Annotated in this window: 10 protein-coding genes; 3 read left to right on the forward strand and 7 right to left on the reverse strand. The window is 72.3% G+C overall.

Annotation, left to right across the window (positions count from 1 at the left end; translation table 11 throughout):
* Positions 1 to 46: 46 nt before the first annotated feature.
* From ABD298_RS09705 to ABD298_RS09735, 7 genes are all read right to left on the reverse strand, one after another.
* Entirely contained in the window at positions 47 to 1,582 is a 1,536-nt protein-coding gene (locus ABD298_RS09705; protein ID WP_344299487.1) for an NCS1 family nucleobase:cation symporter-1, read from the reverse strand.
* A gap of 315 nt (positions 1,583 to 1,897) precedes the next feature.
* On the reverse strand, positions 1,898 to 2,575 hold the full coding sequence (locus tag ABD298_RS09710; RefSeq protein ID WP_344299488.1) for a transglycosylase family protein: 678 nt from the start codon (positions 2,573 to 2,575) through the stop codon (positions 1,898 to 1,900).
* A 341-nt stretch (positions 2,576 to 2,916) separates the two neighbouring features.
* Positions 2,917 to 6,261: a DEAD/DEAH box helicase gene (locus ABD298_RS09715; RefSeq protein WP_344299489.1), complete on the reverse strand. Its 3,345-nt coding sequence runs from the start codon at positions 6,259 to 6,261 to the stop codon at positions 2,917 to 2,919.
* 88 nt (positions 6,262 to 6,349) lie between these two features.
* Positions 6,350 to 7,702, reverse strand: a complete 1,353-nt coding sequence (locus ABD298_RS09720) for a UDP-glucose dehydrogenase family protein (RefSeq protein WP_344299490.1) — start codon at positions 7,700 to 7,702, stop codon at positions 6,350 to 6,352.
* An 18-nt stretch (positions 7,703 to 7,720) separates the two neighbouring features.
* Positions 7,721 to 8,881: a glycosyltransferase family 4 protein gene (locus ABD298_RS09725; RefSeq protein ID WP_344299491.1), complete on the reverse strand. Its 1,161-nt coding sequence runs from the start codon at positions 8,879 to 8,881 to the stop codon at positions 7,721 to 7,723.
* Between the two features lie 95 nt (positions 8,882 to 8,976).
* Positions 8,977 to 10,170: an MFS transporter gene (locus tag ABD298_RS09730; RefSeq protein WP_344299492.1), complete on the reverse strand. Its 1,194-nt coding sequence runs from the start codon at positions 10,168 to 10,170 to the stop codon at positions 8,977 to 8,979.
* Between the two features lie 124 nt (positions 10,171 to 10,294).
* Complete coding sequence (locus tag ABD298_RS09735) at positions 10,295 to 10,738, reverse strand: DUF4383 domain-containing protein (protein WP_344299493.1); 444 nt, start codon at positions 10,736 to 10,738, stop codon at positions 10,295 to 10,297.
* 157 nt (positions 10,739 to 10,895) lie between these two features.
* Here ABD298_RS09735 and ABD298_RS09740 point away from each other — a divergent pair, with 157 nt between their 5' ends.
* The 3 genes from ABD298_RS09740 (at position 10,896) to purN (ending at position 14,410) form a co-directional block, all read left to right on the forward strand.
* Positions 10,896 to 12,056 carry an NADH:flavin oxidoreductase gene (locus ABD298_RS09740; protein WP_344299494.1) on the forward strand — a complete coding sequence of 387 codons (1,161 nt, stop codon included), beginning with the start codon at positions 10,896 to 10,898 and terminating at the stop codon, positions 12,054 to 12,056.
* A 116-nt stretch (positions 12,057 to 12,172) separates the two neighbouring features.
* On the forward strand, positions 12,173 to 13,489 hold the full coding sequence (locus tag ABD298_RS09745; RefSeq protein WP_344299495.1) for a cell division protein PerM: 1,317 nt from the start codon (positions 12,173 to 12,175) through the stop codon (positions 13,487 to 13,489).
* A 333-nt stretch (positions 13,490 to 13,822) separates the two neighbouring features.
* On the forward strand, positions 13,823 to 14,410 hold the full coding sequence (purN, locus tag ABD298_RS09750) for a phosphoribosylglycinamide formyltransferase (RefSeq protein WP_344299496.1): 588 nt from the start codon (positions 13,823 to 13,825) through the stop codon (positions 14,408 to 14,410).
* Positions 14,411 to 14,448 lie beyond the last annotated feature (38 nt).

Genomic DNA, 14,448 nt, shown 5'->3' on the forward strand with positions numbered 1-14,448 from the left:
GCCGGGGCGCCGCCGTCGTGCTCGGGATGGCGCGTGGAGGTGGGCGTCAGTGGACGCTGGGGACGGCGATGGACTCGCCGTCCGCATCGGTGAGGGCTCGGGTGCGGTCGGCGATGAACCAGTAGTTCACGGCCGCGATGCCAGCGCCGAAGAACCACGCGAACGAGCTCAGCATGGACAGGGCTGGGATGAAGGCGATCGCCAGGGCGACGGCCGCTGCGGGCACGAGGGCGGCGATGGCGCGGGGGTTGACGCCCTTGGTGTAGTGGTAGTCGGCGGCTGCCGCCTCGGTGTACAGCGCCGGGACGTTGACCTTGCCGCGGCGGATGAGCCAGTAGTCCGCCATGATGACGCCGAACAGCGGGCCGAGGAGTGCGCCGAGGCCGCCGAGGAAGTACACGATCACGATCGGGTTGTTGTAGAGGTTCCAGGGCAGGATCACGAGGCCGACCACGGCCGAGACCATCGCGGCCCGCCGGAAGTTGAGGCGGCGGGGGAACAGGTTGGTCAGGGCGTAGGTGGGGGCGACGAAGTTGGCCATGAGGTTCACGGCTATCGTCAGGACGAGGAGCGCGAGGGACGCGGCGGCGAGCAGGAACGTGTTCGGGATCGAGGCGACGATGTCCGACGGGCTCGTGATGATCTGGCCGTTGATCCTGAACTGGGCCCCGGCGAGGACCACGGTGATCGCGCCGAAGAGGAGCATGTTGACCGGGATGCCCCAGAAGTTGCCCTTGACGATCGCGCCCTTGGTCTTGGCGGAGCGGGTGAAGTCGCAGAAGTTGAGCACGAACGTGCCGTAGATGGAGACCCAGAGGGCGCCGCCGCCGAGGATGTGCAGCCACATGTCCCCGCCCGTCAGGCTCTTGTCGGTGCTCCACGCGATCTCGAAGCCCGCCTGCGCGAACATCCAGACGGCGAGTGCGAGCATCGTGGCGAGGATGATCGGACCGGCGAAGGCCTCGTACTTGCGGATCATCTCCATGCCGTAGGAGACGATGACGACCTGGACGACCCACAGGCCCACGAACGCGATCCAGCCGAGGGGGGAGAGGCCGAGGATCTGGCCCTCGTCGAGCGGGGCGAGGCCGGGCGCGACCGCGATCAGCAGCACGCGCAGCACGACCGAGGCCAGGTAGGTCTGGATGCCGAACCAGGCGATCGCGACGGCGCCGCGGACGAGGGCGGCGATCTGGGCGCCGTGGATGCCGAAGGCGATCCGGCTCATGACGGGGAACGGCACGCCCGTCTTCTGCCCCATGAAGCCGGAGAGGTTCAGGAGGGCGAACAGGAGGGCCGCACCGACGCCGAGCGCCGCGAGGACCTGCCATCCGCCGAGGCCCAGGGCGAAGAGGCCGATCGCGAACGCGTAGTTGCCGAGGCTGTGCACGTCGTTGGCCCAGAGGGTGAAGATGCTGTAGGCGCTCCAGCTGCGGCCGGCGCGCTGGGTGGGGGCCAGGTCCTTGTTGTAGAGGCGGGTGCTGAGCCCGGCGGGGACGGCCGACGGCGCGTGGCCGGGGGCGGTGTCCGTCGGGGCGGCGGTGTCCAGCTCGGGGACGACAGTGTCCGGGGTGCTGTTCATTGGCTGACTCTCTGGGAGGGGGACAAGGAGACTGCGCAACTTTTGGGGGACGAGACGGGAGGGTGTGATTCGCGTCTCTCCTTTTGGTATCCCAAATGTACAGCCCTTGGTATCCCAGCGCAAGGGTGGTCTCCCGGCCTCTCCCGCAACCGTGTTCCCCAACCCGCTGGCCGACCGGGTACGAGTGAAGCGCCGCACCAGGACCCGCCGTGGTGCCCGCGAGGGCGGGTGGGCGAGTCCTGATGCGGCGCTAGAGGGGGAGGGTGGTTGCGCGCGGCCTCGTGGGGGTGCGGCGCCGCGCGCGTCCGCCCGGCCTTACTGGGCCGGGAGCTGGAGGACCTGGTTGACGAAGATCAGGTTGGGGTTGCTGATGGTGGAGGCGTTCGCGTCGGCGAGGGTCTGCCATCCGCCCTTGATGCCGAGCTTCTGGGCGATCCCGCTCAGTGTGTCGCCCGCGGCGACCGTGTAGGTCTTGCCGCTCAGCGGGACCTGCGCGGCGTGGCGGCCCTGGGTGGTGGCGGCCGGCGCGGGAGCGGCGGCCTTGGCCGGCGCCTTCTGGACGGGTGCCTGCTGCACGGGCGCCTGCTGGGTCTGGACCGGGGCGGGGGCCGGCTGGACGGGAGTCGGGTTGGCGCCGGCCGTGCCGTAGAGGCCCAGCTTTGCGGAGCAGGCAGGCCATGCGCCCCAGCCCTGTCCGGCGAGCACGCGCTCCGCGACGGCAATCTGCTGGTCGCGGCTGGCGTTGGCGGGGGACCCTGCGCCGCCGTAGGCCGCCCAGGTGCTCTGGGTGAACTGGAGGCCTCCGTAGTAGCCGTTGCCGGTGTTGGCCGACCAGTTGCCGCTGGCCTCGCATTGGGCGAGGGCGTCCCACGTCGAGCCCGAGACGGCGTTGGCGGCGGGGGCTCCGAGGGCGGCGGCACCGAGCGCGGCACCGGAGGCGGCCACCACGGCGAGGGAGCGGCGGGCGGAGGAAGCGAAAGATGTCTTCTTCATAACGGTGTGTATGCTCGGGACTCCACCGGCACTCCTTCTGTCCCCAGAAGTCGTCGTGCGCCACCGGTCCCTGACGGTCAACGGTCAGGTCGAGGTGTCTGCGCAGACGGCGGCGAACGGTGGACGGCAGCACCCGGCATATGCAGCCGGCAGCGCGAAAGGCTGCGGCGATTGTCAGCCTCCGCCTCGCGGGGTAGAGGCCCCGGTCCGTTATCGAACCTTGACCTCTACGGTAAGGGATCGGTTCTCCGTTGCCAAACCGTGATCTTTACTGAGAGTCTGCTGGGACTCAGCTGTCTTCTCGTGTCCGCCGTGGGCGCGCCTCGGTCGCGGGGTGCGCTTCAGTCGAGGAGGCTGCGGACGTCGTCGGCCGTCAGCGTCGACGCGAACATGGCGTCGTCGTCCATGACGGAGGAGAACAGGGCGGCCTTCTTCTCCTTGAGCTCCATGACCTTCTCCTCGATCGTGCCCTTCGCCACGAGCCGGTACGTCATGACGCGGCGGGTCTGCCCGATGCGGTGCGCGCGGTCCACGGCCTGCGCCTCGGCTGCCGGGTTCCACCACGGGTCCAGGAGGAAGCAGTAGTCGGCTTCCGTCAGGTTCAGCCCGAACCCGCCCGCCTTGAGGGATATGAGGAAGACCGGCGCCTGGCCCTCCTTGAAGCGGGACACCACCTCGCCGCGGCGGCGCGTCGAACCATCGAGGTACTCGTAGGCGATGCCCTCGGCCTCGAGCCGCGCAGCGGCCTTCTTGAGGAAGGACGTGAACTGGCTGAACACGAGGGCACGGTGCCCCTCGGCGACCACGTCGGCGAGCTGCTCGAGGAGCGAGTCGAGCTTCGCGGGCGACACTCCCGCGTGCGCATCGTCGACGAGGGACGGGTCGAGGGCCATGAGCCGCAGGAGGGTGAGGGAGCGGAAGACGATGAAGCGGTTGCGGTCCAGGTCCTCGACGAGGCCCAGCACCTTCTCCCGCTCGCGCTGGAGGTACTGCTGGTAGAGCTTGCGGTGCGTGGGGTCGAGGTCCACGTCGAGGCGCTGCTCGAGCTTCTCCGGCAGTTCCTTCGCGACGGCGTCCTTGGTGCGTCGCAGCATGAGCGGCCGGACGCGGCGCCGGAGCCGGGCGAGCCGGTCCGCATCGGCGTTCTTCTCGATCGGCTTGGCGAAGTCCTGACCGAAGTGGTGGGCGGCCGGGAAGAGGCCCGGGGCCACGATCGCGAAGAGGGACCACAGCTCCATGAGGTTGTTCTCGAGCGGCGTTCCCGTGAGAGCCAGCTTGAACGGCGCGTCGAGGTCCCGGGCGCACTGGTGGGCCTTCGTCGCACGGTTCTTCAGGAACTGCGCCTCGTCCATCACGAGGCCCGACCAGGCCAGGGCCGCGTACGCCTCGAAGTCCAGTCGGAACAGGGCGTAGCTCGTCACGACCAGGTCCGCGTCCGCGCACGACTGCGCGAGCGGCACGCCGGACTTCCCCTCGGTGTCGGTCAGTGCGACTGTCCTCAGGCCGGGCGCGAAGCGCGCCGCCTCCGTGGCCCAGTTCGCCACGACCGAGGTAGGCGCCACGACGAGGAACGGCGGCTTCGGTTCCCCGGCCCGCGCGTGCAGGATGAGCGCGAGCGTCTGGAGGGTCTTGCCCAGGCCCATGTCGTCCGCGAGCACGCCACCGAGCCCGTGCCGGTGGAGGAAGGCGAGCCACTGGAACCCTTCGTCCTGGTAGGGACGCAGCTCCGCCTGCAGGTCGGCGGGCACCGGGACCCGATCGAGCGCATGCGGGTCGAGGAGGCCGTCGACTGCGGTCCTCCAGCGCGGGGCCTGGACGGTCTCGCCCGCGATCTCGGCGATCTCGTCCCAGAGCCCGGCCTGGTACACGCTCAGCCGCGGCGGTTTCTTCGAGGTGCTCTCGGCGCGCCACTCGCGCAGCTCGTGGGATTCGTCGATGAGCCTCTTGAGGCGGCGGATCTCAGGGGTGTCGATGCGGAACCAGGTCTTGTCCGGCAGCATGACCTTCTCCCGCCCCTTGGCCAGGGCCGTGAAGATGTCCTGGAACGGGATGGAGCGGCCCTCCACCGTGACCATGAGCCCGAGGTCGAACCAGTCGCGCTTCTCGCTCTCGACCGTGCTGACCACGAGCTCGGGGGCGCCGTGGAGCTGCCGGTAGTCGGGCCTTGTCCCCTCGACTCGGACCTCGATCCCGTCCGCGGCCTCGAGGACGGCAAGGGTGCGCTCCGCGAAGTCCGCGGTGTCGAGGCCCTCGAGCCTGGCCGGGCCGAGCGGCTTCCCCTTCAGGACGCTGTCCGCGAGGGCCGCCGCAGCCGCGGCTGTCCTGGACTCCTCCTCCGACTCGTCCCGGCGCATGCCTTCGCCGGGGGAGGCCACGAGCGGCAGCCGCCGGACGGCGTCGCCCGAACGGTACTCCCAGTGCCAGTCCAGCCGCAGGACGTCGCGCGGCTCGAAGCGGGCGGTGAGCACGAGCGCGGGCGGCTCGATGGGCGGCAGGCCGAGCGCGTCGTCGTCCGCGGTGAGGGTGACCGCGCGGGCGAGGTCCGGGTAGAACTCGGCGACGAACGACTCGCGGTCGTCCGCGGGGATCTCGATGCCCTCGGGCGTCTGCAGCAGGGCCCGCTCGCGGTCGCCCAGGCGGGACGCAGCCTGGGCGAGGATGATGCGCTCCTCGGTGCCGGCGCGCACGACGGCGTAGGCCCCGTGGTCGCCGATCGTTCCCGCCGCGGTGGTCGGCGCCGGGACGCCGCCGATGGCGAGGACGGGCACGAGGCGGATCGCGCCGTCGTCCGCGGGAAGCGCCTCGAGGCTCACCGAGGCGAGCTCACGCGCGACCTCGACCGAGACGCCCTTGCGGGTGCCCACGAGCTCGACGCCCACGTGGGCCGCCGCATCGAGGAGGGTCCACAGGAGGGGGCTGATGAAGTCGTCGAGGTAGATCCAGGGGTCATTGCCGTTCCAGTACCCCGACCCCGTCCCGAGGCGGAGGGCCTGGATCTCGCGGAAGCAGGCGAAGTGGGCCTCGACGTAGTCCCCGTTGTAGTCCTGGCGGCCGAACGTGCTCCACGTGAGGTTTCCCTTGACCCATTTGCCGGTCTTCGGGCTGCTGGCCACCGGGCGCATCGCGAGCTTGCGGCCCTGGCTGAAGCGGGGCGCGTGCGGGCCGCTGAAGCGGCGGGAGAACGCGGCGTCGAGGTCGCGGAACTCGAACTGGAGGCCCAGGCGCTGCGCCGCCGCGCCCGAGCGGCTGCGCGCGCCGGACGGGGAGATGATCTGCCGCAGCTCCGCCTTCCATGCGGGCTCCGCGGCCTCGGCGCGGCCCCGGGCCGCGCCCGCCAGCCCGCGGAGGTGGTCCGCGTTGGAGGCCAGCACAGTGGCGGCCATGTGCTTGCAGTCCGTGCCAACGGGGCAGGTGCACCACCCGCCGTCGTACCTGAAGGTGGAACCGGAGGGCTGGAGGTACACCTTGACCTCGTACGGCTCGGGGTCGCTGCCCTGGACCAGGCCGCCGAGCTCGAGCGCTCCGGAGTTCCAGTCCAGCTCGAGGACGTGCCCACCACGCGTGTAGGCGTTGGCCTTGGCCATGGCGGCCGGACCCACCCGGTGCAGCATCGTCACCGCGTCGACCAGCGGCAGGCCGGTGCTCGCCAGGCCGTCGCGGGGTGCGGGGAAGGGGGTGGGGGCCATGGATTCCATGCTCCCACGCCCCTCCGACGCGTTTCGAACCGGGACCGCGCCCTGTGGACAGATCTTCGCTCTGGGCTGACGGGGTGGGTCAGGCGACGTGGACCCGGGCCGCATCCCCGGTGCCGACGCCGTGGACCGTCCATCCGGCCGCGCGCCACTCTGTCCGGGGCAGGACATTGCGGGCGTCGATGATGACGGGACGGCGCACGCGGCCCGCGAGGTCGTGCGGGTCGAGGGCGCGGAACTGGGGCCACTCCGTCAGCAGCAGGACGATCTCTGCGCCCTCCACCGCCGCCGCGAGGGACGACTCGAACTGCAGCTGCGGGTACCGCATCCACGCGTTGTTGATGGCCTTGGGGTCGGTCACGACCACGTGCGCTCCCGCGCCTGCGAGCCGCACCGCGACGTCGAGCGCGGGGGAGTCGCGGATGTCGTCGGTGTCCGGCTTGAACGCGGCGCCCAGCACCGCGATCCGGCGGCCGGAGACCGCGCCGCCGCACAGCTCCGCCGCCAGCGCGGCCACCCGGCCGCGCTGGCCCACGTTGATCGAGTCGACGAGGCCCATCCACGCATCCACCGAGTCCACCGCGAGCTCGCGCGCCTGCGCCCGGAAGGAGCGGATGTCCTTGGGCAGGCAGCCGCCGCCGAAGCCGAGGCCGGCGGCGAGGTACCGCTGGCCGATCCGAGGGTCGAGCCCCATCGCTGCGGAGAGCTGGGTGACGTCCGCGCCGGCGGCGTCGCACAGCTCGGCCATGGCGTTGATGTAGGAGAGCTTCGTGGCGAGGTACGCGTTGGCGGCGGACTTGATGAGCTCCGCGGTTGCGAAGCTGGTCACGATCCGGGGCACGCCGGCGTGCAGGAGGGGAGCGTAGACCTCGTCGAGCGTGCGCACGGTGCCGTGTCCTGCGGACCCCGGCCCGGCGGCGTCGTCCGAGTCCTCCACCCCGTACACGAGGCGGTCCGGCACGAGGGAGTCCTTCACCGCGGTGCCCTGCCGTAGGAATTCCGGGTTCCACGCGAGCGCCACGTCGGCTCCCGCGAGCCACTCCCGGACCCGGTGCACCGTTCCGACGGGGACGGTGGACTTGCCCACGACGGCGGAGCCCGCCTTGGCCCGCGCGCCCACCGCCCGCGTCGCGGCCTCGAGATAGCCCAGGTCCGCGAGGTCGCTCGTCTTGGACTGCGGGGTGCCGACGCACAGGAAGTGCACCTCGGCGTCCGCCACCCGGTCCATGTCGGTGGAGAACGTGAGCCGGCCGCTGTCCCGGCCGTCGGCGAGGAGGTCCTCGAGCCCGGGTTCGAAGAACGGCGCGAAGCCCCTCGAGAGGTGGCCGACCTTGTCGGCGTCCGTGTCGATGCCCACCACGTCGTGGCCCATCGACGCCAGGGTCGCAGCGTGGACCGCGCCGAGGTATCCGCAGCCGATGACGGAGATCTTCATGGTGTTCCCTTTCGCTGGTCAGCCGGCCGCGAGCGACGCCCGCCGGGCGATCACGGCCTCATAGTGTCCGATGAGCTGCTCGGAGATGGCGCGCCAGGACCGGCCCCGCACGCTCCGCCGCGCGGCGGCGGCGAAGGCGGCGCGCTTGGCGTCGTCCCCGAGAAGGTCGAGGGCGTACGAGCGCAGCTCGTCGAGGCGTCCCGGCGTGTACAGCCAACCGGTCTTCGAGTTGTCCACGAGGTCAAGCGGGCCTCCCCGTCCCGTGGCGACGACGGGGACACCCGAGGCCATGGCCTCCTGGATGGTCTGGCAGAACGTCTCGAACTCGCCCGGGTGGACGAAGAGGTCGAAGCTCGCCACGATCCTGGCCAGGTCCTCCCCGCCTTGGAAGCCGGTGAAGTGGGCGGACGGCAGCTGTGCTTCGAGCTGGGTGCGCAGCGGGCCGTCGCCGACCACCACGAGCTTCGTCCCGGCGATGTCCGCGAGGACGCGGAGGTCCTCCACCTGCTTCTCCGCGGCGAGCCGGCCCACGTACCCGATCACCTTCACCGGGCGCCCCTCGCGGGTGCAGCCGGCGACGGAGGCCCGCCACGCGGCGTCGCGCTTCGAGGGAGTGAAGCGCACGGTGTCCACGCCGCGGCGCCACAGCTCGACGTCGAGCACGCCGCGGCCGCGCAGCTGGTTGAACGCGAAGGTCGACGGCGCGAGCGTGCGGTCCGCGAGGAGGTGGATGGCCTCCACACGCTGCCACGCCCAGTTCTCGAGGAACGGCAGGCCGTAGCGCGCCGCGTACCCGGGCACCTCGGTCTGGTAGACGGCGATGGTCGGCAGGCCCAGCTGGTCCGCGGCGCGGACCGCGCGCCACCCCAGCTCGAACGGGGAGGCGAGGTGGACGACGTCCGGGGCGAACGCCCTCAGGATGCGCTTGACCTTGGGCACGGCGCCGAATGCGACGCGCACGTTCGGGTACCCGGCCACGGGAAAGGCCGGCAGACGGTGCACCTGTGCGCCGGCCACCCGCTCCGGCACCGGGAAGACGGCGCTGGCCCCCTCACCGGAGGGGGCGATGACGAGCACCTCGTCGCCGCGCTCCTGGAAGTGGTCGAGGATCCGCAGGATGGAGTGCGTGACCCCGTTCATCTGCGGCAGGAACGACTCGGCAACAATCGCGATCCTCACCCCTCCACCATCCTGTGGCCATTTGACCGAAGGGCAGAGGAGGCGTGACGCGACGTGGAAGCCCAGGTTAACTCGGGGAGGACGGGGCGGGACCGTCAGCGCCCGGCGCGGGAGACCGGCCGCGGGGCTGCGAGCCCGGCGAGCGCTACCGCGCCTGCGAGGGCCGCGAGGCCCCAGCCGAGGCCCGCTCCCGCGGCGACCGCCCCGACCAGGAGCGGGCCGCCGGCGTCGCCAGCCTCCCGTCCGATCTCCGCCGAGCCCATCGTGCGGCCCATCCGCTCGGGCGGGGTGGCGTCGGCGAGGTGCGCGAACGCGAGCGGGGTCGCGAGGCCGATCCCCGCGCCCGCAAGCAGCGCCGCGGCGTAGACGGCGACGCCAGCGGCCGCGGTCCCGGCCGTTGCGCCGGCGGCCCCGACGAGCGCCCCGACGACGATGAGCCCGAGGCCGAGGAGGATGCCGCGCGTGTCGGTGAGGCGGCCGGCGTCCCTCAGCGCGCCGACGCGCGGCTGGACGAGGGACGAGGCGATGGCGAGGACGGTCACGGCCGCAATCGCGGCGGCGGTGCTGAGCCCCGACTGGGCCGCGAGGGCGGGCAGGAAGCCCACGGCGGCGCCGAGCGATCCCGTCGCGGCGGCGAGCACGAGGGTGGGGCCGAGGAACGAGCGGTCGCCGATCTGGCGCGCGAGGTCCGCCACGGTGTAGCGGCGGCGGGGGAGCGGTTCGAGGCGCGGCATCGCCGCCGCGACCCAGACCGCGACGGCCGCGGCGACCAGCGAGAGGACGCCGAACAGCAGCGGGAAGCCGCCGAGGTAGAGCGCGGCGGCCCCAAGCAGCGGCCCGATCGCGTACCCGATCCCCTTCCACGAGCCGTAGCGCCCGAAATACCGCCCGGTGAGCGGGCCGGCCAGCCGTGCGACGCTCGCCGACGACGCAGGCGAGAAGGCCGACGCCGCCGCGCCCTGCCCGAGCCGGGCCACGGCGAGCGCCCACGGCGCCTGGACGAAGACCCCCACGAGCGAGGCCGCGGCGAACGCCACGAGCCCGCCGACGACCACCGGCTTGGGGCCGAGCCTGTCCGCGAGCGAGCCGAAGAGGGGCTTGAGGAACACCTCCGCCAGGTCGTACAGGGCCAGCAGGACGCCGAGCGCGAACAGGTTCAGGCCCAGACCGCCAGGGCCGCTCTCCGCGCCGAGGCCCGCTGCGATGCTGTGGGCGCCGAACGCCGTCGTGAACCCCGCCGCGTAGAGGGGGACGACGGCCGAGAAGGGCGGGGGCGCGGGCTGGGTCACGGCCCCGATTCTAGGCCGGGCAGCGAGCGGCGCGGGCAGCGAGCGGCGCGGGCCTCGAGCAGGGCCCGCGCCGCGATGGCAGGGACAGCAGGACGCGAGGTGCCTAGGCCCTCTCCTCCTCGACCTAGCTGCGGGTGAACAGCCAGCTGCACACCATCATCGCCAGCCCGAGGACGGCGAACGCCCAGTTGTCGGCCATGTTGGAGGCCAGGACGTTGGCGGCGGACGCGGTGCCGACCGCGAACCCGTAGACGCCCAGCAGGATGTAGACGACGCCGAACCAGAGCAGGAAGCTGCGCGCCCCTGTCCACCTCTGCGCCATGGTCAGGCCGACGGCCCCGATGGCCAGGTGCACGATGTTCAGCAGCATGGACACCTGGAACACGCCCAGGAACATGGCGTGGGAGTCGGGCCCGATGAACCTCAGGTCCCCGTAGCTGCCGGTGACCCCCGGGACGAACCCGAGGATGCCGACGAGCATCACGATGATGCCGACGCCGATGGCGACGTTCTGGACGTCCCTGCGCCCGAAGTGGACACCATGTGCGTGCGGCGCCGCGGTGGTCATGTCTCCTCCGAACCCCAAGCTGCCCGGGGGCTCGTGCCCGGCGGGCGTCGGTGGAGTGCCGCTCCGCCGATACCTCAATTCTACGCCGTGTAGTGATTCGCGTCACAGCCTCTGGCGTCCGGGAATGCCCCGCACCAGGCCGCCGGTTGGGCCTGTCATGACAACCGAGCACGCGCCTGACACCACGTCCACCGCCCCGCTCTCGAGCCTCTTCACACCGTTCGACCTCGGACCCGTCCGCCTCCCGAACCGCTTCGTCATGGCTCCCATGACGCGCGAGTTCTCCCCGGACGGCACGGTGACGCCCGACGTCGTGGGCTACTACGCGCGCCGCGCCGCGGCCGGCGTGGGCCTGCTGATCACCGAGGGCGTCTACGTCTCCCAGGATTCGGGTCCGAGCACCTCTGTCCCGCGGCTGTTCGGCCGCGAGCAGCTCGATGCCTGGCGCCGCCTCGTCGACGCCGTGCACGCCGAGGGCGGCCGCATCGTCCCCCAGCTGTGGCACCTCGGCGCGGCGCGCGGGAACCATGCCGAATTCAACCCGCAGCTGCCCAGCCTGAGCCCCTCCGGCGTCGCTCCCAACGGCGCCGAGCGCGGCCGCGCCGCCACCGTCGAGGAGCTCGCCCGGATCCGCGAGGACTTCGCCCGCGCCGCCGTCGCGGCCCAGGAGGCCGGCTTCGACGGCGTCGAGCTCCACGGCGCCCACGGCTACCTCCTCGACCAGTTCCTCTGGGCCGGGACCAACCGCCGGACCGACGGCTACGGCGGCTCGCTCGAAGCGCGTCTCCGCTTCCCGGCCGAGGTTGCCGCGGCCGTGCGCGCCGCCGTCGGGCCCGAGTTCCCCGTGATCTTCCGCTTCTCCCAGTGGAAGTCCGGCGACTACGGCGCCCGGATCGCCGAGACTCCCGAAGAGCTGGGCACCATCCTGAAGACCCTCGCCCACGCGGGCGTCTCCGCCTTCCACCCCTCGACGCGGCGCCACTGGGAGCCGGCGTTCCCCGAGGCGGACGGCACCGGGGACGGTGAGGGCGCCTCGCTCGGGCTCGCCGGCTGGACCAAGAAGCTCACCGGCCTTCCCGTGATCACTGTGGGCTCGGTGGGCCTGGACAACGCGTTCGAGGTCACGTGGCAGGAGGGCGGGCGCTCCGAGGTCCGCGGCCTCGAGACGCTCCTCGCCCAGTTCGCCCGCGACGAGTTCGACCTGGTCGCCGTCGGCCGCGTCCTCCTCTCCGACCCCGCATGGGTCGCCAAGGTCCGGGACGGGCGCACCGACGAGATCCGCCCCTTCAGCTCCGAGGACCGTCTCCGCCTCTCCTGACCGCAGCGCCGGGTGGCGCGGCGCACGACGGCGCGCGGCCGCCGTCGTGCGCCGGCGGGCGCGAGCCCGGTGCGCCTGAGCCCCGGCGGCCCGCGTCCGTGGCACAGTGGAGGGCGATGAAACTCCGCGCCGACCAGTCAGGAATCCGGGGCCTGCCCATGCCGCTGTGGCTCCAGGGCGCGGTCGAAGCCATCCAGGCGATCATCATCTCCGCCGTCCTCGCGCTCGTCCCGATCGTCGCGGTCTGGCTGACCGGCGGCCTCGGGGCATGGGGCCCGGAGCCCGTCGCGCGGCTCGGCGGGCAGGCCTGGCTCCTCGTCCACGGCGTGCCGCTCAGCCTCAGCGTCGCAGCGCCCGCGGCAGGCGCAGACGTCCCGGCTGAGGCGGGGACCCTCTCGCTCATCCCCCTCGGGCTGACCCTTGTCCCCATCCTGCTCGCGTGGCGCTCGGGCCGGCGGCTGGCCCGCGCCTCCTATGCGGACAACCTGTGGCAGGCGCTCGCCGGTGCCGCGGCGGCCTACGCCGCCTTCGGCTTCGCGACCGGCTTCCTGTGCCGCACGCCCCAGGTCGGCGGGGGGCTCATCGCCGCGGCGCTGACGCCGCTCGCGCCGTTCGGCCTCGGGCTCGTGATCGGGGCCCGGCGCGAGGCGGGATCCTGGACGCGCCTGATCGGCGTCGACGCCGTCGACTGGATTGCCCGGACCGGCCAGTACTCCCGGTGGGCCGGAAGCTACGTGTGGGCCGTCCTGCGCGCCGGACTCGTCGCGCTGCTCGGCTCCCTGGCACTGTCCGGCCTGCTGCTCGCAGCCACCCTTGTGGCGCACTGGGCCCAGATTGTCACCGTGTACGAGGCCGTCGGTGCCGACCCGGTCGGCGGAGCCGCCCTCACCGTCGCGCAGCTGGGGTACGCCCCGCACATGCTCGTGTGGACGCTGGGCTGGGCCTCGGGCGCCGGCGTCACGCTCGGGGCCGGGTCGACGGCGGGGGCGCTCGCGACCGCTGTCGGGCCCCTGCCGCCCGTGCCGGCGCTCGCCGCCCTCCCCAGCGGAGAACTCCTCCTGGGTCCCGCGGCGCTGGTTGTCCCCGTGCTCGCCGGGGTCCTGGCAGGCTGGTGGTTTGTGCGCGAGGGCGAGGACCACTTCGATGAGTGGCTTTCCATCAAGGTCAGGGCCCGCTGGTTCACCGCCCCCGTCTCCGCGCTGTTCCTGGGCGCCCTCGTCGGGGCCGCTGCCGGCACGCTCGCGGCGGGGCTCGCGTGGCTGACGGGCGGCTCGGCAGGAATGGGCCGCTTCACCCAGCTGGGGGTCGACCCCCTGTGGATGCTCGTCTGGGTCGGCGCTGAGACCGCCGTCGGCGCCTGCATCGGGTACGCCCTCGGGCCGTGGCTCGAGCGGTCCCGCGCGGAGCGGGAGCTGGCCGCCACCTCCCTCTGACGCCGAGGTCACCCCGTGTGACGCCGAGGTCACCCCGTGTGGCGCCGAGGTCACCCCGTGTGGTGCCGAGGTCACCCCGTGCGGTGTCTCTGGAAGGTGATCTCGCGCTCACAGGGGGTGACGTCGCGCTCACAGGGGGTGACGTCGCGCTCACAGGGGGTGACGTCGCGCTCACAGGGGGTGACGTCGCGCTCACAGGGGGTGACGTCGCGCTCACAGGGGGTGACGTCGCGCTCACTGGCGGTGACGTCGCGCTCACAGGGGGTGACTTCGCGCTCACTGGGGGTGACCTCGGGGCGGGGGAGGGGCGGTGCCCGCCGGTATGGTGGGTCCATGCGAATTGTGGTCCTCGTATCCGGCACCGGCTCGAACCTCCAGGCTCTGATCGACGCCGTGGAGTCCGGCGACCTCGCGGGCGTCGAGATCGCCGCCGTCGGCGCCGACCGCGAGGGGACCTACGGGATCGAGCGGTCCGAGGAAGCAGGCCTCGAGACATTCGTCGTGAACTTCAACTCGTTCCCCACCCGCGACGAATGGGATGCCGCGCTCACCGCGAAGGTTGCTTCCTACAGCCCGGACGTCGTCGTGTCCTCAGGCTTCATGCGGATCGTGAGCCCGGACTTCATCGAGCGTTTCAAGGGCAAGTACCTCAACACGCACCCCGCGCTCCTCCCGGCGTTCCCCGGCGCGCACGGCGTCCGCGACGCGCTCGCGTACGGCGTCAAGGTCACCGGCTGCACGGTCCACTGGGCCGACGCCGGCGTGGACACCGGCCCGATCATCGCCCAGGAGGCCGTGGTCATCGCCGACGGGGAGGACGAGGAGTCCCTCCACGAGCGCATCAAGGTGGTAGAGCGCCGGCTGCTCATCGACGTCCTGCGTCGCATCGCGGTCGGGCAGGTCCCGGCCCCAGTGGCGTAGCCACAGCGCACAGCGCACAGCGCACAGCGCACGACGCC

Source organism: Sinomonas flava (genome assembly GCF_039531875.1).
GTDB lineage: Bacteria > Actinomycetota > Actinomycetes > Actinomycetales > Micrococcaceae > Sinomonas > Sinomonas flava.